Source organism: Neobacillus sp. SAB-20_R2A (assembly GCF_049568635.1).
GTDB classification, from domain to species: Bacteria; Bacillota; Bacilli; order Bacillales; family Cytobacillaceae; genus Neobacillus; species Neobacillus citreus.
Genome location: NZ_CP145895.1, coordinates 3,139,341 through 3,158,301, shown reverse-complemented (window position 1 = coordinate 3,158,301; position 18,961 = coordinate 3,139,341). Strand labels below are relative to the sequence as shown.

16 protein-coding genes and 1 pseudogene are annotated in these 18,961 nt (G+C 39.1%); 11 read left to right on the top strand and 6 right to left on the bottom strand.

From position 1 onward, the window contains the following. The first annotated feature begins 8 nt into the window (after positions 1-8). The 3 genes and pseudogenes from V5M37_RS15375 to V5M37_RS15365 all read left to right on the top strand — a co-directional run bounded on the left by V5M37_RS15375 (position 9) and on the right by V5M37_RS15365 (position 2,345). Positions 9-770: a 3-hydroxybutyrate dehydrogenase gene (locus V5M37_RS15375; RefSeq protein ID WP_423798055.1), complete on the top strand. Its 762-nt coding sequence runs from the start codon at positions 9-11 to the stop codon at positions 768-770. Between the two features lie 362 nt (positions 771-1,132). Continuing rightward, the gene (locus tag V5M37_RS15370) at positions 1,133-1,567 is read left to right on the top strand and encodes an ester cyclase (RefSeq protein WP_423798054.1); all 435 of its coding nucleotides are present in this window, start codon (positions 1,133-1,135) and stop codon (positions 1,565-1,567) included. Between the two features lie 90 nt (positions 1,568-1,657). Next, a pseudogene (locus V5M37_RS15365) lies at positions 1,658-2,345 on the top strand (aspartate/glutamate racemase family protein). A 74-nt stretch (positions 2,346-2,419) separates the two neighbouring features. Here the strand turns inward: V5M37_RS15365 and V5M37_RS15360 are convergent. Continuing rightward, positions 2,420-3,352 (bottom strand): DsbA family protein, encoded by a 933-nt coding sequence (locus tag V5M37_RS15360; RefSeq protein WP_423798053.1) that lies wholly within the window; start codon positions 3,350-3,352, stop codon positions 2,420-2,422. A gap of 175 nt (positions 3,353-3,527) precedes the next feature. Between V5M37_RS15360 and V5M37_RS15355 the strand changes: the two genes are divergently transcribed. Further along, positions 3,528-4,097 carry a TetR/AcrR family transcriptional regulator gene (locus V5M37_RS15355; protein WP_423798052.1) on the top strand — a complete coding sequence of 190 codons (570 nt, stop codon included), beginning with the start codon at positions 3,528-3,530 and terminating at the stop codon, positions 4,095-4,097. A gap of 68 nt (positions 4,098-4,165) precedes the next feature. Here the strand turns inward: V5M37_RS15355 and V5M37_RS15350 are convergent, their stop codons facing one another. Further along, the gene (locus V5M37_RS15350) at positions 4,166-4,978 is read right to left on the bottom strand and encodes an IclR family transcriptional regulator (protein WP_423798051.1); all 813 of its coding nucleotides are present in this window, start codon (positions 4,976-4,978) and stop codon (positions 4,166-4,168) included. Positions 4,979-5,427: 449 nt separating this feature from the next. Here V5M37_RS15350 and V5M37_RS15345 point away from each other — a divergent pair, with 449 nt between their 5' ends. Genes V5M37_RS15345 through V5M37_RS15335 form a run of 3 tightly spaced genes read left to right on the top strand, consistent with a single transcriptional unit; the run spans position 5,428 to position 9,083 of the window. Beyond that, positions 5,428-6,576, top strand: coding sequence for an acyl-CoA dehydrogenase family protein (locus tag V5M37_RS15345; RefSeq protein ID WP_423798050.1), 1,149 nt, complete (start codon positions 5,428-5,430; stop codon positions 6,574-6,576). Positions 6,577-6,599: 23 nt separating this feature from the next. After that, on the top strand, positions 6,600-7,877 hold the full coding sequence (locus tag V5M37_RS15340) for an MFS transporter (protein WP_423798049.1): 1,278 nt from the start codon (positions 6,600-6,602) through the stop codon (positions 7,875-7,877). Between the two features lie 21 nt (positions 7,878-7,898). Continuing rightward, complete coding sequence (locus V5M37_RS15335) at positions 7,899-9,083, top strand: thiolase family protein (protein WP_423798048.1); 1,185 nt, start codon at positions 7,899-7,901, stop codon at positions 9,081-9,083. A 223-nt stretch (positions 9,084-9,306) separates the two neighbouring features. On the opposite strand, the gene V5M37_RS15330 is transcribed toward V5M37_RS15335, so the two are convergent. After that, entirely contained in the window at positions 9,307-10,008 is a 702-nt protein-coding gene (locus tag V5M37_RS15330; protein WP_423798047.1) for a hypothetical protein, read from the bottom strand. Positions 10,009-10,245: 237 nt separating this feature from the next. Here V5M37_RS15330 and V5M37_RS15325 point away from each other — a divergent pair, with 237 nt between their 5' ends. After that, the gene (locus V5M37_RS15325) at positions 10,246-11,451 is read left to right on the top strand and encodes an SEC-C metal-binding domain-containing protein (protein ID WP_423798046.1); all 1,206 of its coding nucleotides are present in this window, start codon (positions 10,246-10,248) and stop codon (positions 11,449-11,451) included. Between the two features lie 533 nt (positions 11,452-11,984). Here the strand turns inward: V5M37_RS15325 and V5M37_RS15320 are convergent. Beyond that, positions 11,985-12,371: an ABC transporter ATP-binding protein gene (locus V5M37_RS15320; RefSeq protein WP_423802629.1), complete on the bottom strand. Its 387-nt coding sequence runs from the start codon at positions 12,369-12,371 to the stop codon at positions 11,985-11,987. 235 nt (positions 12,372-12,606) lie between these two features. Between V5M37_RS15320 and V5M37_RS15315 the strand changes: the two genes are divergently transcribed. Beyond that, positions 12,607-14,514, top strand: a complete 1,908-nt coding sequence (locus V5M37_RS15315; protein WP_423798045.1) for a 3'-5' exonuclease — start codon at positions 12,607-12,609, stop codon at positions 14,512-14,514. A gap of 117 nt (positions 14,515-14,631) precedes the next feature. On the opposite strand, the gene cls is transcribed toward V5M37_RS15315, so the two are convergent. Together cls and V5M37_RS15305 are read right to left on the bottom strand one after the other, a co-directional pair. Further along, positions 14,632-16,086 carry a cardiolipin synthase gene (gene cls / locus V5M37_RS15310; RefSeq protein WP_423798044.1) on the bottom strand — a complete coding sequence of 485 codons (1,455 nt, stop codon included), beginning with the start codon at positions 16,084-16,086 and terminating at the stop codon, positions 14,632-14,634. Between the two features lie 138 nt (positions 16,087-16,224). Continuing rightward, positions 16,225-16,791, bottom strand: coding sequence for an acetylglutamate kinase (locus V5M37_RS15305; protein ID WP_423798043.1), 567 nt, complete (start codon positions 16,789-16,791; stop codon positions 16,225-16,227). A 298-nt stretch (positions 16,792-17,089) separates the two neighbouring features. Here V5M37_RS15305 and V5M37_RS15300 point away from each other — a divergent pair, with 298 nt between their 5' ends. Both V5M37_RS15300 and V5M37_RS15295 read left to right on the top strand, forming a co-directional pair. Continuing rightward, positions 17,090-17,581: a GNAT family N-acetyltransferase gene (locus V5M37_RS15300; RefSeq protein ID WP_423798042.1), complete on the top strand. Its 492-nt coding sequence runs from the start codon at positions 17,090-17,092 to the stop codon at positions 17,579-17,581. Positions 17,582-17,699: 118 nt separating this feature from the next. Continuing rightward, complete coding sequence (locus tag V5M37_RS15295; RefSeq protein WP_423798041.1) at positions 17,700-18,878, top strand: macrolide family glycosyltransferase; 1,179 nt, start codon at positions 17,700-17,702, stop codon at positions 18,876-18,878. The last annotated feature ends 83 nt before the right edge of the window (positions 18,879-18,961 follow it).

Below are 18,961 nucleotides of genomic sequence, written 5' to 3'. Positions count from 1 at the left end.
TCAACATCATGTCAAAACAAGCAGAACGAACAGTTATTGTAACTGGTGCCGCACAGGGCATCGGTTATGCGATTGCAGAATCATTCATCAATAATGGCGACTTTGTTGCGATTTTAGATTTAAATTTGGATGCTGCTGAAAACGCAGCTGCTAAATTAGGAAATGCAAAGGGATACAAGGTCGACGTTGCGAATGAAGAAATGGTTAAAAGTGTAGTAGAACAAATCATTTCAGAGCGTGGAACGATTGATGTGTTGGTTAACAATGCAGGACTGCAGCATATAGCTAAAGTGGAGGAATTCCCTTTAGAAAAATGGAATCTTCTAATCGGAGTTATTTTGACGGGGACATTTCTTATGACGAAACATGTCATTCCGACGATGAAAAAGCAAAACAAGGGACGAATCATCAATATATCTTCCGCTCATGGCAGAATTCCAGATGCCTATAAATCTGCCTATGTCGCTGCAAAATTTGGTGTAGTTGGATTCACCCAAACAGCTGCACTTGAAACGGCTCAGGACGGGATTACTGTCAATGCGATTATGCCTGGACCTGTGCGAACAGAATTAATTGAAAAACAATTACCTAAATTAGCAGCAGAGGATGGGACTTCTGTAGAGGAAGCCCTAAACCATCATATCTTAGGAAAACAATGGATGAAACGCCTGCTAGAACCATCAGAAATTGGAGCCACCGCTGTTTTTCTAGCCTCAGACGGTGCCGCAGCCATTACAGGTGAGGGCATTGGTGTAACAGGTGGAATGTGATGCATGGGTGATGCATGGGGACGGTTCTCGTGCCTCATTGATTGGCTGATTGTGAATGATTACGCTCTGAGTATTAGGAGACTGCTTGCATGTGCCACGCGAAAGGTATGAGCTTGATATGTTTATCATCCCATAAAGAATAAAGGCCAACTATCTCAAAGATAGTTGGCTTTATTCGTGATATTGGAAGTAGGTGGCGATTAATTGAACAAAAGGTAAAGATTGGATCGCCACGGCAATTTTTTTCTTGTAGGGCTATAGTGGCAGTTTAAGAAGGAAATTGTTCGATTGGTAACGAAAATAATAGTTTAACGATAAGAGGAAAATTAAGTTATGTTTAAACCTAGAAATGGAGTCAGATCATGATTAGTTCAGAGAAAAAGAAAGTAGTAGAGCGGTGGTTTTTTGAATTTTTTACAAAAGGAGATTTAAGCGTTATAGATGAAGTAACCACAGAAGATTTTATTTATCATGGGTCTAATGGTGATTCTACTCGTCAGAAGCTAAAGGACTTTATGGGGTGGTATCGTACCTGTTTTCAAGACGATCAATGGGAGTTAAACGATTTTATTGAACAAGATAATAAGCTGGTTGTAAGATATACAGGTCACAGCACGTATAAAGGTGGATGGTTTAATATTCCTTCTACAAATCAAAGGATTAACGAAACAGGCATAATGATCTATTATTTTGAGGGGAAAAAGGTTAAAGAGCTTTGGTGCGAGTTGTCAGATGCAAATGTACTGTATCAATTAGATGCACTTCCAAAGGGAACTCATGAAACCTTCGAAAATTAAAAGCAAAATGGGACTTACCCCAGAAGAAACGGAATGGAAAGATTTAAGAAAACAATTTGATTACTTATCCATTAATTGGAGGAGAAGCAGTTGAAAACAATCGGTTTAATAGGCGGAATGAGTTGGGAGTCTTCCATAGAATATTACCGAATCATCAATGAGGAAGTTAAGCGGCAATTGGGAGGATTACATTCGGCAAAGTGCATTTTATATAGTGTTGATTTTGATGAAATCGAAAGTTACCAGGCTAGTGGAGAATGGGAATCCGCGGGGCTCGCCTTGGCTGAAGCTGCTCTGTCCTTGGAAAAAGCCGGAGCAGATTTCATTGTGATTTGCACCAATACCATGCACAAGGTCATCGATTCTATTAATGAAAAAATACATATACCGATTCTACATATAGCAGACGCAACAGTTAAACAAATACAGACGCTGAAGATTAATACGATTGGGTTACTTGGCACGAAATATACTATGGTAGAAGACTTCTACAAATCTAGAATTGAGGCAAATGGGATAAATGTATTGATCCCCGATAAAGATGAGATCGAGCGAATCAATAGTGTGATTTATGAGGAATTATGTGTAGGCACGATCAAGCAAACCTCGAAAGAATATTATAAAAAAGTGATCGAAAATTTAGTGGACAGGGGAGCCGAAGGGATTATTTTAGGATGTACAGAAATTGGATTACTGGTGAAACCAGAGGATTCTGTAGTTCCACTGTTATACAACAGTCATCCATGCTATTGAATCAGTAAATAAAGCGTTAGAATAAGGACGGTTCTCGTGCATCATTTCTTATGGCAAAAGTGATGCACGAGAACCGTCCCCGTGCATCTTTATTCTCCCTTATTTTGTAATAGTGGTAAAATACAGTTCTCCAAGAATTTCCTTCACTTGATAGCTATTTGGTGAAAGTTCTTTGCCAACAAAGCTGTTAATCTCCGATTTTTCAACATCATACATCACTTCAATTTCTTTTGAAAACAGAAGTTTTTCTTTTTCAAGCAGGTTAGAAAGGGATGGTTGTTGTTTTGGCTGCAGTTCTTCCAGATTTAGAACCTGCTTTAACCCAGCAGCATAGTTTTCCAATGAGCGGGCACCGACAATTTTTACTCCTTTATTTTCTTCATTGACGATGATAATGGTTGGGAACCCACGAACACCGAGGTTTCGTGCCAACATGAAATCTTCATTTAATAATTGCTGTCCGGTTTGTTGTTCCGCTTCATTTACAATGGATTTTCCATCAATCTCCAGCTTGTTGACAATCTCGATTAAAACGGATTCATCTGAGATATTTTGATTAAAGGCGAAAAGGGCTTCTCTTGCACGTCGTAAAAATTCAAAGGCCAATGCGTCGTTATGATTTTTTTGAATCACTTTAAAGACACGAGAAGGGGGATAGGATGACTGAACGGGATTGTCAATCATGAGCGATCCATCAATTGGCATGCGGGAAATTTCACCAACTTCTCTCCAGTGACCAGCCACGTCCGCAGGTTTAAAGATTCCATTTGCAGGATCGATAGGTCCATCATGCCATTTTTCCAGCAACCCGCCCATAATCGTATGGAAGTTAAAATGCTGTCCATACTGCTCTACAAAACGGCGAAGAACTGGTTCGAGTGCCCAGCAATGAGAGCAGATCGGGTCCGTCACATAATATACATTAACGGTTTTCTTTGGTTGATTGAAATCAATGATTTCCATATTTTCCTCTTCCACTACACCACATACACCTGTTTCTAAGTCACAAATCATGTTATTATTTTCATTCATTTCGAGATTCCTCCTTTGTTTTTGTTAAAAAAGTTGCTTACTTAGAATTGATTTCATATTTGTTGTACAATTGGATTGTAGTACATAATGAAAAACACCAATACCAATAGATAATTGGATTTATCGTATATACAACACATTTGAAAAATTGTCGAAAAAGTGGAGGTTTTTTTGAATGGATCAGGAAAAAACGGACCCCAGAATTCTTCGGACACGTAAATTAATCATGGATTCGTTTATTGAACTTTCAGGTAAAAAGGAATTCAAGGATATTACCATTAAAGATATTACAACAGAGGCAATGGTCAATCGTGCGACCTTTTATTATCATTTCGAGGATAAATATGACTTATTAGAAAAGGTCCTATCAGAAGTCCTATTGATCAATTTGGATTCCGAACAGGTCGAGCAAAACGAACTAAATGAAGAAACGATTGTAAGGATCTTCGTAGCCATAACAGATTTTCAAAATTCCTTATCCAATCGCTGCCACAGAGGCTATGAGGACACCATCGCCCGCATCATAAGGGACCAATTAGAAATTATTTTTTACAAAATGTTGTTAAAAAGGCATTCAATGGACGAAAATAAAGCAATAAAGAGAACAGCTGTCATGCTAAGCTGGGGAATCTACGGAGCATCTGTAGAATGGAGAAGAAATAGAGAGGTACCACCGGAAGAATTTATCAAATCGCTTATTCCTTTTATTATGTATGGGTTTGATTTTGAGCCTATAAACCAATAGATATTACCAAAAAAAGGCCGGTTTTGTTCTGATTCCGGCCTCTCTGGAAATTTCAAATATGGAATTTATCATCCTTTTAAGATAGGCTCTTTTCCTCCCAGTACTTCTGTAATACTTCTTGCTGCTTTTTTAAGTTTGCCTCCACAAATAGAAACATAATCTTCGTCTAAATTTGTAGCAAAACCGAGACAGGCAATAACCATGGCAACTTGGCCGCTATAATCAAAAATGGGTGCTGCAATACCGAATACCCCTGGTGTATGTTCTTCATAACTTACTGCAAATCCCTTACTACGAACTTCTTTTAAGCTCTCCTTGTACGTTTCTAAGTCTGTAATTGTCTTATCGGTAAATTGTTTCAAATTTACTTTTTCAAGAATTTCTTCCATTCTATGTTCTTCCATATAGGCCAGGTAACACTTACCGAAGGAGGCACTCGTTATTGGGAAATGCTGCCCTATTTTAACAGACACATGAACATGGTAATCTGGAACATCCAGTTCTTCCTTTGCGACGTACATTAAGCGATTATCGGAGATGGGTTCAAGTAAAACACTTGTCATCCGCGTTTCCTCACACACCCATTTAAGGTGGGGCTGAGCCAGTTTGAGGTAATCAATAAATTCCGATGCACGAGAACCTAAAATGATAAGATAGGAGCCAAGACTATACTGTTTTGAGTCCGCATCATACGAAACGAATCGATTATGATTTAATAATTTTAAGATTCTATGACATGTACTTTTGTTGATTGATAAATTTTTTGAGATTTGCGACAACGAACGTTCTTTACTCTTATATCTACTTAAATATTCCAAAATCTTAATCGCGGCCTCAAGCGCAGGGACCTCCGATTTTTCTCTTTCATTGGGTGTATCCATTACGTAAACTCCTTTTTAATAATCTCCCGTAACTCAATTATACAGGGTTAAAGGAAAAAGCAAATATGCGTACAATTAATCCTTATGTATATTTTCAGAAAAAACAAAAAGATATAATGTGTCAAATTATAAATAGTAATTCCTTAATTGTCTAACATTTTATTTTATTAAAAAAATTAAAAATATTATTGACGAATTAATTGAATGAATAGTATTATTGTTCCAATAGTGGTACACAATTCCCTGTGTGAAATTATAATATAAATCTCTTAAAGTAGCTATTAGCCCAATCGTTTTGGGAATAGAAATTTTTTTGGGATATATGTTCCGTATACGGAACAATTGGTTTATATGCGGAACTTATTCATCTGATTAAGCCTCTCCATCGGATGAAATAGCTGAAATCATCAGGGCAAACGATTTTATTATAAGGAAGGAAAGTGAAAAAGATGGATTTTCGATTTTCAGAAGACATTCAATTTTTAAAGCAAAGCATTCGCGATTTTATTGATAGTGAAGTAGATCCATTGGCAATGGAGATAGAAGAGAATAATGAAATTCCTGAAAAAATCATGAACATGTCCAAGGAAATGGGATTGTTTGGATTGAGTATCCCGGAGGAATATGGCGGAATCGGTATTGGTATGGTGGGGAAATGTGCGATTTATGAGGAATTAGGAAGAACCCACAATGGCTATACCACTGTCATTGGTGCTCATACCGGGATTGGGTCTGTAGGGATAGTCGAAATGGGGAATGAAGAACAAAAGCGGAAGTATTTGCCGCCGATGGCAAGGGGAGAAATGATTGGAGCGTTTGCTTTAACGGAACCAAGTGCTGGCTCAAATGCAACAAATTTGAAAACAACTGCCGTAAGAAAAGGCGACAAATACATACTGAATGGGAGCAAACATTATATTACCAATGCTCCGATCGCCGATGTCTTTACCGTCATGGCTGTGACAGATCCTTCTAAAGGTGCAAAAGGCATTACGTCCTTTATTGTTGAAAAGGATTTTCCAGGCTTTACAATTGGAAAAAATGAAAAGAAAATGGGTCTCCGTGGATCCCATTCAGCCGAAATTTTCTTTGAAGATTGTGAAGTCCCAGCAGAAAATGTTCTCGGTGAAGAAGGTCAAGGTTATGTAAACGCTTTAAAGATTCTTGCCAATGGACGGGCAGGACTAGCAGCACGTAATTTAGGTTCTTGCGAAAAGCTGTTGGAAATGTCTATCCAACATGCCAATTCGCGAATCCAATTTGGTAAACCAATTTTTGAACAGCAAATCATTCAACATTATTTGGCTGATATGGCTCTTGATATCGAATCATTACGGAGCATGACTTATCGTGTGGCTTGGATGGTGGATCAAGGGATGAAGGTTATCAAAGAAGCCGCAATGGTAAAACTCCTTGGTTCTGAAGTTTATAATCGCATCGCAGATAAAGCGGTACAAATTCACGGTGGCCTTGGCTATATTGCGGAATTCCCAGTGGAACGTTTTTATCGGGATGCTAGAATAACGAAAATTTATGAAGGAACTTCCGAAATCCAGAAAAATATTATCGCGGCACAGTTGAAAAACGAATACCTTTAATCAAAGAAAAGAGGAGATTGATAATGCGTTGGTTTATTCTTCTGCTATTGTTCTTAGGGGCAGTCGTAAATTTTGCAGATAAATCCATCATTGGACTTGCAGCTGCACCTATCATGAAAGAGTTTAGTCTTAGTCCTGTGGAGTGGGGGCTGGTAGGAAGTAGTTATTACTGGCTTTATCCCGTAACAGGTATCTTTGGAGCAGCACTTGCGGATAAATATGGAACGAAAAAAATACTTGCAGTGGTCATGCTGTCGTGGACAGCCTTACAATTTGGTGTTTTGGCCATTGCTGCATTACCACTTTTAATCGTTTATCGAGTTTTGTTAGGGGCATTCGAAGGACCGTATAGTCCGATTGCCTATAACCATGCAGATAAGTGGTTCCCGCCGAAACTAAAAGGTTTTGCTAATTCCATGATCGTTGGCGGCGGTACCGTTGGGGCCATGATTGCTGCGCCAATCCTCGTTTCTTTAATTACCATTTTTGGGTGGAAGATCGCATTTGCCATTCTGGGTGCAGTAAGTTTTGTCTGGTTCTTGTTGTTTCAATTCTTCACAAAAGAAAATCCAGTTGAGGTCTATAAGGAAGTACAAAAGAATAAGAAAGCGAAGATTGAGAAACTCAAATTAAAAGATTTCCTATTACTTTTGGCGTCGCCAACTGCCTTATTTACCACGCTTGCCTATTTTTCAACCTATATCCTTGTTGTTTGGTTTTCGGTTTGGCTGCCTATTTATTTAGTAGAATCTATTAAAATGTCTCCGGCGCAAATGGGATATGGCGTAATGGTCATTGGGATTGTTTCTGTGGTCATTTATACAGGTATATCCATGCTATCAGATTATTTATTTAAGAAAAATCAAAATTGGCGTTCATCTAGGGTATTCGTTGTTGGAGGCTCCATGATCGTGGGTGCATTATTGTTTGCGTCTATAATGATTTTCCAAAATCCATTCTGGGTTATTGCGGCATTGTGTATAGCAAAAGGTCTTGCCTATACCATTTTACCAATCGGGCCGACCATTATGATTAATGAAATGCGTGAACGCGGCGGTCTCATGACAAGTATTTTAACATCGTCAGGTAATCTCGCTGGTATTGTTGCCCCGCTTTTAACCGGGTATATTATCAGCTTAGCTGGGGGAGATAAATTGGCAGGCTATAATCTATCTATCTTGTTTATGGCTGGAGCTGTATTTATTTTCGGGTTACTATTTACCATTTTTGTTAAACCTTCTAATTTAAAAGGCAAGGACAAGGATCAAGGATTGGATTATTTAGAAGCGAAATCTTCGTAATGTGTAGAGGAGAGGAAAAACATGAGTGAAAATATTGTGATTGTTAGTGCTGTTCGAACACCAATTGGACGTTATGGCGGTGCATTTAAAGATATCAGTTCAGGCCACTTGGCGAGTATTGCCATTACAGAAGCCGTTAAGCGAGCAAATATAGCTCCAGAACAAGTAGATGAGGTTATTTTCGGAGAGGTTAGACAAACCACTGAATCCTCGAATGTAGCAAGGGTTGCAGCCCTCCGTTCAGGTATTCCTGAAACGGCCCCTGCCTTTACCGTTAATAGATTATGTGCCTCTGGGATGCAGGCTATTGCTTCTGCTGCCCAGCAAATCAGTTCAAATCAGGCTAAAATCGTCGTTGCCGGCGGTACGGAAAGTTTGAGCAATGGCCCCATTTATTTAAGAAATGCACGTTTTGGCGGAGATCGTACGATATTAGTAGATTCCAACGCAGAAGCCGGACAGCAACCTCAAGAAATATATGGAAAAAACTTAGGGATGGGAATTACCGCAGAAAATGTAGCTGAGAAGTATCAAATTTCAAGAGAGGATCAAGATGCTTTCGCAGTGGAAAGTCAAAGAAAGGCTGCAAAAGCTATAGCTGATGAAAAGTTTAAGGCAGAAATCGTGCCAGTCGAAGTGAAGGAAAGAAAAGGTACACGGATCATTGATACAGATGAGCACCCACGCCCAGACACAACATTGGAAAAACTATCAACCCTAAAGCCGGCTTTTAAGGCAAACGGAACCGTTACGGCAGGGAATGCATGCGGTAGGAATGACGGGGCTTCTGCATTAGTTCTAATGAAAGAAAGTGAGGCAGAACGCCTAGGGGTAAAACCGCTTGCGAAAATCGTGGATTGGACAGCTGTAGGCGTCTCACCTGAAATAATGGGGATTGGTCCGGTTCCGGCTGTTACAAAACTATTAGAACGTACAGGGAAAAAAGTAGAAGATATCGGTCTTTTTGAATTAAACGAAGCTTTTGCTTCTCAGGCTCTGGCTTGTATTCGTGAACTAAAGCTAGATGTAAACAAGGTCAATGTGAACGGGGGCGCTATTGCGCTTGGTCATCCGGTTGGATCAACTGGTGCCCGTATCGTGACAACGCTCATCCATGAATTGATTGACCGTCAAGAAAAATTCGGAATCGCAACACTATGTGTTGGAGGCGGCCAAGGCATGGCGATTATGGTTGAGAGGATGTAAGAAGGAGTATTTCAGTTTGAAGATTCATTGATTTAAGATTAAAAGCCGACTATCCACAAAAACGGAGTAGTCGGCTTTATTCATGAGTAAACAATAATTTTCACACCTTCATCCGCTCAGGCAGACTCTGTATCGACTGCACCACGGGACGGTTCTTTTGCCTCATTTTCTAGTAAAAGTGATGCACGAGAACCGTCCCCGTGCATCAGTTATATTTATATTTTTATTGTTTTGGCAGAAAATCACCGATTCCATTTGATAATATTGCTGTATCCCATGGATGCCAATAATAGGTGATACCATCAAACAGTAAATTATATTTATAGGCAATAGGTTGATCCGTATAAAAGACCATGTCATAAACAGTGGGATTACCTTTATCCATATTAGGCTGGAAATTTGGACTACTCTCACCTTCATTTAAAATTTGAAGAAATTTTTTTATCTCTTCTGGGTTATCTATGTTTACCAATTTTTTTGGTCCTTCCGGCTGGTAAGCAAGATAAATCTCTATTCGGTTCACTTTCTCGACTGGCATATCTTTAAAGTGCCATTTATAATCGAGATCCTTTCTTGAATAATAAACACGATACCCATTAATTTCGCGGTGAGATTTTACGGCAATAAATTGTGGAGCACCTTTAATAGCATAAATTTCTGTGCCTTTTTCATGAAACGCTGCATCTCCATCGCGAATTTTATAATTTGGATTCTTGACATTGTCCGCTACCTTGAATTTTACTGTCCCAATTTTATCTCCAAGGTACTCTTCGTCAGCCAAAACACCCGAGTAAATCCCATCGTATTCAATACCGTCCCATTTAACAAAATCAACCCAATCAATTACCGCATGTCCATCAAATGGTGTAGAGCGGCAACCTGTTAAGGCGAATATAATCAAAATAAAGATAGCCCAATTTTTCATAGACAGCACCCCTTTTAAGATTAGACGAATTGATCATTCACTTTGTTTCTAAATGAGGTGCTGAATACAATTTAAATAGTAATCACTTTCCTCAAAAATGGACCATTTTTTTGCAAGTCAATTTCTAAGTTAAGCGGGGACGATTTACTAGGACATATTTGATTATAGTCTCAACTAAACTCTGATATAATTTTTATATAGTAAATTGAAATCCATAACTATTTTGGGGTGGCCCGATTGACTGATATAAAATTAGAAAAAGCAATAAATAGAATGCTACATGGATTACAAGAAACGAAACAGAGACTTCAACATCAGCAGGAGTTAAGAAACTGGAGCGAGATCTCTATTCCTATTTCGTTAAAAGACGTACTAATGCGTTTTTCAAAAGAAGACTTAAGTAAGATTAGGCAACGCTTGGAAATAAGTGGGGCCAGCCAGTTGAAAAAAGGGGATTTAGCCGATTTATTGAGTGCGAAGATTCCTGCTATGCTTGAACAGATTTGCAGGAATATGGACTTCGAGCAATATAGCCTTGTAAAAGAAATTGTCCGAAAGGGCGGTTCTATTGCATCGCCCATGATTGAATCGCGGCAGATTAGTTTTTTTCGTGAATATGGGATTATTTTTACCGGCACGTATAAAGGGGAAAAGATTTTGGTCGTTCCTGAGGAGATTGTTAATAGTCCGTTTTTTCAAGAGGATGACGAGCAAGTTCTGTCCGTTTGCCGTAGAAATTCGGAGTGGATTAAGCTTACCCAGGGGCTTCTTTACTATTATGGTACAGTAGATATCGATGAGTTAGATAATTTGCTAAATCGATATTTTGAAGTACCAATCCGTCTTGCAGATTATCTAAAAATTATTCGTCAAGCCAGTTCATACTATGGCATAATCTCTAATGATTCTAAGGGATATTCGCATAAAAGAGTTAATAACCCGGATAAAGTAACACAGGAACAACAGAAGAGACAGAAATTGGAATTTTACCCGTTTTCTAAAGATCAGCTGATTAAAGCCGGTGAACCTGGTTATGTCGAGCGAAACGATATCTATAACCAATTCGTTCAATTTCTAACTAGAAATTATGAAATCCCAAGGAAAAAAGCCGATGAAATTGTGGAAGAGTGTGTTTTTATGACTAATAATGACGTGTGTCCGAATCAGGTTATGCAATTTTTATCAAAGACTCTGGAATTCGCAAATATAGATGACGTCAGAGATTGCATGGATCAAGCTGTTATTTTCATGAATAACACGAGACGATGGATTCTTAAAGGTTATGCTCCATTGGAGTTATCCTCCAACAAGCAGCAATCGTTAGGGACGGTACCAGGTCAGAAAGAGAATGTGGTTGATTTTAATACAAGAAGGAAAATTGGCAGAAACGACCCATGCTCTTGTGGAAGTGGTAAAAAGTTTAAAGTTTGCTGTGGGAGATAATGGTTAGCTATTCTTGATTGTGTTGGGGAACTTTGATTTCAGCAGCAATTGATGAGGATAGAAATCTTTTTATGAAACGTATGTTCTAACTTTCGAGTGGATGGTATAATTTAAATGCAGTAGAATAGGATTTCTCAAGGGTGGTCGGCAACACTCCCAAATAGAAAGGGGGTGATGCCGGATGACAGTTTTTGAATCATTAATGTTTGCGATTGGTTTTGCTAGTTTAATCGTAAGCATACTGTCATTTAGATCGAAAAAATAATCCACCCTTGAGTTAGCGCGCTCAGGTGGATTACCTTCTACCAAGCCGACCCCCTTAGAGGGAACCGTCTATTGCTGGACCGGACATGTTGCTGCATGTTCGGTCTTTTTATTTTATGCTTTATACTTTTTATTATAACCGATGATTTAAAAAATGAAACTACTAAATAGATACAGATATTTATGAGGGACTTATGTTGATGCACGGGGACGGTTCTTTTGCCTCATTTTCTAGTGAAAGTGATGCACGAGACCGTCCTCGTGTGGCATTATTTTTTCCTTAGTACACCCTTTTTCACCAAATTAATTAGCGTCCCTTTATTCTTATACCTTTGATAAGCAATTAACCTATTCAAATCTTTAACGGTTAATTCAGTCGGGGCTATTGCTAATTGGAATTCGTTCTTTACTTTATCGAGTATAGAAAGAGCATACTCTATTTGTTTGGCGGTTAATTTATAATCATCTTCGCCCGCCGTTTGTTTTTCGCTGACTTTTTCCGCAACGACATTTTCAATTGTCGCTGCATGCTCTTTCAGTTTTGCATTAATTAATGCCTCGACATCCGCTTGGCTGATGGTCGGTTCCTTTGGTTGAGGCGCAGTTTGTGTTGTCTTAAAAAATTTATCAAGAATTCCTTTAATCAATATCTCCACTCCACTTTCATAAGAGTTCTCATATGTATCAATTTTACTAGGATAAATCTTCCACTCTATTATGAAATAAGTCCTATCGAAATGACAATACTTTTGTTGAAACATTGGGACGGTTCTAGTGCCTCATATTCTAGCAAAAGTGAGGCACGAGAACCGTCCCCATGCATCTTTTATTTAGGTCAAACGCACTATTTGTAGTATAATGGAGAAAATTGCAAATTTTGGAGCGGTTGTTATGGCGATTACGATTCCTGAAACTATTCGATCATCAGCCACGACGGGAGAACGGTTATTTTTTCGAACTTTGAAAACCTATCTTCCAGATGATTACATAGTGTACTTCGAGCCTGAGATACAAGGCAAAAGGCCTGACTTTGTGATTATTGGTCCTGACCTCGGTATCGTTGTGCTGGAAGTGAAAGATTATACAAAAAATACATTATTCCAACTAAATCACGATGAATGGCATATTGTGACAACTTCCGGCGATCAGGCAGTCATTAAAAGTCCAATGAAGCAGGCCAGGGATAATATGTTCCATGTTGTGGATGTCTTGAAAAAAGATAAAAACCTTGTTCAATTGGATGGAAAATATAAATTTCAATTAAAATTCCCATATGGCCATGGTGTTGTATTTACGAGGATGTTTTCCAAGGATTTTGTACAAGAGGGGCTTTACACGGTTATTGAACCTCACCTTTGTTTGACAAGGGATGAAATTGACCCGGAGAAGGAAGGATTTTCAGAAGAGATTTTAATGGAAAAGATCCTGAATATGTTTGTCGTCCCGTTTCGCCTAAGGGAGCCACTTTCATTAGAGGACATTAATGCCATTCGTTATCATTTATTCCCTGAAGTCCGGATTAGTGCTGAATTTAAAGCGCCTGTCCCTTATCAAGATCAACTATTGTTATCGCTTCATGATATAAAGACAATGGATCTTCACCAAGAGAATTTGGCAAAGCAGATTGGTGATAAGAACCGCCTGATTCGCGGGGTTGCCGGGAGCGGGAAAACGATTATTTTAGCAAGCCGGGCGAAAATGTTGTCAAAACAAAACCCTAATTGGAAAATCCTAATTCTCTGTTACAATATTTCTCTGGCTAATGCCATCCATCAAATGATTACATACATGTTGAATGAACCGGAGGATCTTTTCGATTTTGATCCAAATGTTAAGAATGTGCAAAATCAAAACATCATCGTTCGTAATTTTCATTCTTGGTTAAAGAATGATTTAAAAATCAAGGAGCAGCAGCTGCCTGAAATTATTGAAAAAATCGAGCGTAAAGAAGCGATTCTTCCAACGTATGATGCGGTTTTGATTGACGAAGGACAGGATTTTGAAGCCGACTGGCTAAGGCTAGTGAGCTTGCTCATCAACGCTGATACTCAATCACTCTTATTAGTAGAAGACAGGGCACAGACCATTTACAAACGCAAACGCTCCTACCTTCAAGACACAGGTTTGAGCTTTCAAGGACGTTCAAAGGTGTTGTCGATCAATTATCGAAACACCCAGCAGATTGTCAAGTTTGCTTGGGATTTCTACCGTGAACATTCCATGTTTAAAAATAAAGTCGTTAATCGGGAATTGGAAGGGGAAATCATTGCGCCGCAAAGCACAAAGAGGAAAGGACCTGAGCCTGGCATCTTAAAGTCGACCAACTTCTTTAATGAAATGAGACTGGTTGCCCGCCAGATTAAGAAGTTGAATGAAGATCGAAAAGTGCCTTTTGATGAAATGTTAATCCTTTATAGGGTGAAACGAACACATCAGTATCCGATTATTGATATTATTAAGCGTTCTCTGTCTGAAGTAGGGTTGCCGTTTTTCTGGATCACTGAAAATGATGTTTCCAAGCGTTCCTATAAAAAAGATGATGGCGAGGTTAAAATTAGCACTATTGACAGCAGTAAGGGCCTGGATTTTCGTGCGGTCTTTATTGTCAATGTGGATTCGATGCCATTTCCGCTTGAAGACTATAAAGAGAGGGAGGTCTCTCTATTGTATATTGGGATGACAAGGGCGAAGGAGTATTTGTGCTTGTCTTATTCTGCAGAATCAGAGTACACGAAATATTTAGATCAAATCCTCATGGTAAGAAACAAGAAGAAAGATGGTATGGAAAAGGTCAATTGAATAATTATTCATAAGTAAGAAACACAGGGACGGTTCTTATGCCTCGTTTTCTACTGAAAATGATGCACGAGAACCGTCCCCGTGCATCACCCAGAACACACTTCTTGTCATCCTGATTCATAAAATCGGTGACAGAAGGCGGGATATGGATTCTTTGAATCGCACAAACCCGGATCGTTCCTGGTATCGTGAAAGGGTTAGTTCGAAGCTATGATTGCAATCTTCTACGAATAAGTCATATAAATCATGAGCAATCTTTTCATCATTGATGAGGGCGTTGACTTCAAAGTTTAGCCTGAAGCTGCGCATATCAATGTTGGTGGTCCCGACTGAGGCTACCTCTTGGTCCACCAATATCGTTTTGGCATGTAAAAACCCATTTTCATATAACAAAATCTTTGCACCGTACGACAAAAGCTCACCGGCATAAGCCAAGTTTGCCCAGTACACAAAGGGATGGTCAGGCTTGCTGGGAATCATGATCCGAACATCTACCCCGGAAAGTAAGGCGATTTTGCATGCATCCATAAAGCTGCTATCGGGAATAAAATAGGGTGTTTGGATATAGACACTTTTTTGCGCCGACATGATCAGCTTCAAATACATATTTTTCAAATGTTCGGTCGTGGAGTTCGGACCGCTGGCGATAATTTGGATGGCACTATTTCCGCAATGCCGCTCCTGATTCATAGAATAGGCTTCATGGTTGATCGTTTCTTGGTTCGTTGCTTGCTTCCAATCTAGCACAAATCTTCCTTGAATATGATTGACTGCCTCCCCCAGTATTCGTAGATGAGTATCGCGCCAATTTCCGAACTTTTTAACCAGCCCCAAATATTCATTACCAATATTGAATCCGCCAATATAAGCAATCTCGCCATCAATAATACAGATCTTCCTATGGTTTCTTGTATTAATCCGGAAGTTGATTAATTTTAAAAAAGAAGGAAAAAACACTTCCACTTCGCCGCCAGACTCAATAAGTTCCTTAAAAAAGGAACGATTCATCCGCCGTGAACCCACTTCATCGTAGAGAACGCGAACCCGTATCCCTTCCTTTGCTTTCTTTGTCAGTTCATCCCGTAACCTTACCGCCAAGGAATCACGCTGAATGATGTAATATTGCAAATTAATCTCGATTTTTGCATTCTGAATATCTTGAAACAACGCATCGAACTTGTCTTTTCCGTGATGAAAAATCTTTACATCATTATCGTTGGATAGTAAGGCGTTCGATGACTTCATGTTCATTTTAATAAGATCCCCATACCTTTGAAGCAAAGGATTATGTAAAAAATCAGAACGAGTTAAGTGATCCATCTGCACATTTACAGCTTCATTTAAAAAACGTCTCTCTTCTTCTGAAAGTTTATAGAAATTCTTTTGCTTTAACTGGCGGCCCAAAAAGATATAGACCAAAAACCCTAGAATGGGCAGAAAAAATAAGACTAAAAGCCACGCCCAGGTAGAACTGACATCCCGTCTCTCAACAAAAATCACCACAATGGCAAATAATATATTTAAAACAGTAGTAAGTGCGATGAGTATAGTATTAATATTTTGTATTTCCATTGGTACCTCTCCAGCGCCAAGTTCTTTACTTCAATATATATAATTCTTGCAGCAAAAGCCAAGGAAATTCCAGAAGGACGGTTCCCAATGCATATTCTTTCTTAAAAAAAAGCGGGCTGAACCGTCCACATGGTCTATTTAAAACTTCCTAGGGAATTGTTTCACAATGGCAAAGGTGATGGTGTCCGCCATTTCTAAAGCTTCCAACTCAATTTTATCAAATACTGCAATACTTTCTTTAAAATTTTGCTGGAGTATTAATACTGCTTCCCTTTCAGTAAGGGCCAAATGTTCGAAAAACATTTCTTGGAATTCCCTTCTTGATATAAAAGGATTGATTCTACTTAGGAATTCGGCAATTTCTGCTCCATTTGCATACCATCTTCTCCGTGCATCGGCCACAGCTCTTTGATTGCCAGCTTTCGCAGCTGTAACCAGTTCTGCAGCAATGACCAGGTGCTCCCTTATTAGGTTGGCGAACTGGTCTGCTATTTTATTTCCATAGAAAGGCTTTAATAAATTTCCCATATCTGTGGCATTCCGGAGAAGTCGTGCAGTATTCGCGGCTAGATCAGGTAAATTAAAAGCGATGCTATTGATTGTCAATCTTGTCCAATATACGTGCTGTTCCCAAACCAAACGCATAGAACTTTTCAAACGATCTTCCCGTTCACTAATACCATCAGTGTTGAACCACGGTTTCATAGTCTCACCCCCAAACACTCAAACTCGGTTTCAGTATATTCCATTTCAAAAAAAGTGCTTGTACATTTAAAATGAAACATGGGGACGGTTCTCGTGCCTCATTTTCTAGTGAAAGTGATGCACGAGAACCGTCCCCGTGCATCATAAATGTAAAACTTTACTTTTGTTCTGAACAAAAACCTATTATAGTAGTAGATGGAGATAATTAATTATTTATAAAGTGGAAGTCTTATATATTTTGTAGGGGCAAATGGGAATTAGCACCAAGAAGTTATTGGAATTTGGAGGCAAATTGAAAATGTTGAATATCCGTAATGTTAAAATGGAAGATCTAACTGAGATTACTATCATTGAAAGCCTGTGTTTTCCAATAGAAGAGGCTGCGACGAAAGAAGCATTTGAAAAGCGGATTCGTTTAATACCAGATAGTTTCTTTGTGGCTGAAAGGAAAGGTGCGCTTGTAGGTTTTGTTAATGGACCCGTGATCGATACACCATTTATTACAGATGACTTATTTCGGGAAATCAAGGCTAATCCAATGACAGGCGGACATCAAAGTGTCCTTGGAATAGCAGTTACCCCGCATTTTCAAACCCGCGGTGTAGCAGCGGCGTTACTAGCGCATATTGAAGAAGCAGCGACTGCAAAAAAACGTGAAACCATCACACTTACATGTAAAGAAGACTTAATTGGCTTCTATGAAAAATTTGGATATGTCAACATGGGGGTTTCAAAATCGGAGCTCGGCGGTGTAATCTGGTACAATATGGTTAAAATATTATCATTATGATTTAACTCTATTTAGATGGAGTGAATGAAACATGGGGACGGTTCTTTTGCCTCACTTTTGTCAATAAAGTGAGGCGCGAGAACCGTCCCCATGCCTCATTAGCTAAGGAGTGTTGATTATGGCACGTGTTTTGTTTATTAATGGTGGTTCTGAAGGACATGTTAATCCGACTCTTGGAGTTGTACGGGAGCTTGTTTCGCGTGGAGAAGAGGTAGTATACTTTACCATAGAGGCTTTTCGAGACCGTGTTGAGAAGACGGGCGCCACTGTAAGAACGTTTGATGGTGAGAAATTTATAAAAGCTTTTATTTCAGGTGGAAGAAAGTATTTACTCGAAAGAATCATCGGTCTTTTGCGAACGGCAGATATCATGATCCCTAGTGTTCTGAAACAAATAGAAGGGGAACAGTTTGATTACATCATCCACGATTCCATGTTTGGTTGTGGACGAATACTAGCACACATACTGAAGCTTCCGGCCGTTAACTCTTGTACTTCTTTTGCACAGACAAAAGCATCATTTGATCAAATGATGGAACATCTTTCACAAAATATCCCAACAGAAATTCATGATGAGTATCAGAACCTCACAAAAAATATAAAAGAAAAATATGATGTGGAGATCCATTCTCCATACGAAGTTTTTTGTAACCCGGCACCACTCACAATCGTTTATACAACAAGGGAGTTTCAACCTTTTGGAGAAACATTTGACCAATCGTACAAATTTGTAGGTCCATCCATTTCTTTACGAACACAGGAAGAAAACTTCGACCTACCTACAATTCAGGGAAAAAACCTAATTTACATTTCACTAGGTACTGTCTTTAACCAAGCAATAGATTTCTATAAGCTTTGTTTTCAGGCATTTGGGGACACTGACCATACTGTTATCATGTCTATTGGGGAAAAAACGCATTTATCCGATTTAGGGGAGATTCCTAGGAACTTCATTGTAAAAAATTATGTTCCACAAACAGATGTGTTGAAATACACGAGGATTTTCATCACCCATGGCGGAATGAACAGTGTCCATGAGGGTCTCTATAACGGGGTTCCGCTCATTGTCATCCCTCAAAGCGCGGATCAGCCAATCATCGCCGGGCAAGTTACCAAACTCGGGGCCGGTATTACACTACAAATGCAAAACCTAACTGAAAATCAACTCAATGAAGCTGTGGATCAAGTGTTAAAACAATCATCTTTCCAAAACGCTGCTGTAAGCATTGGAGAATCTTTTCAAAAATCCGGTGGATACCACCAAGCTGTGGATGAGATTTTTAAATTTAAAAATTGACGCATGGGGACGGTTCTTTTGCCTCATTTTCTAGAGAAAGTGAGGCACGAGAACCGTCCCCGTGTGTCACTTAGTGAGGTGAA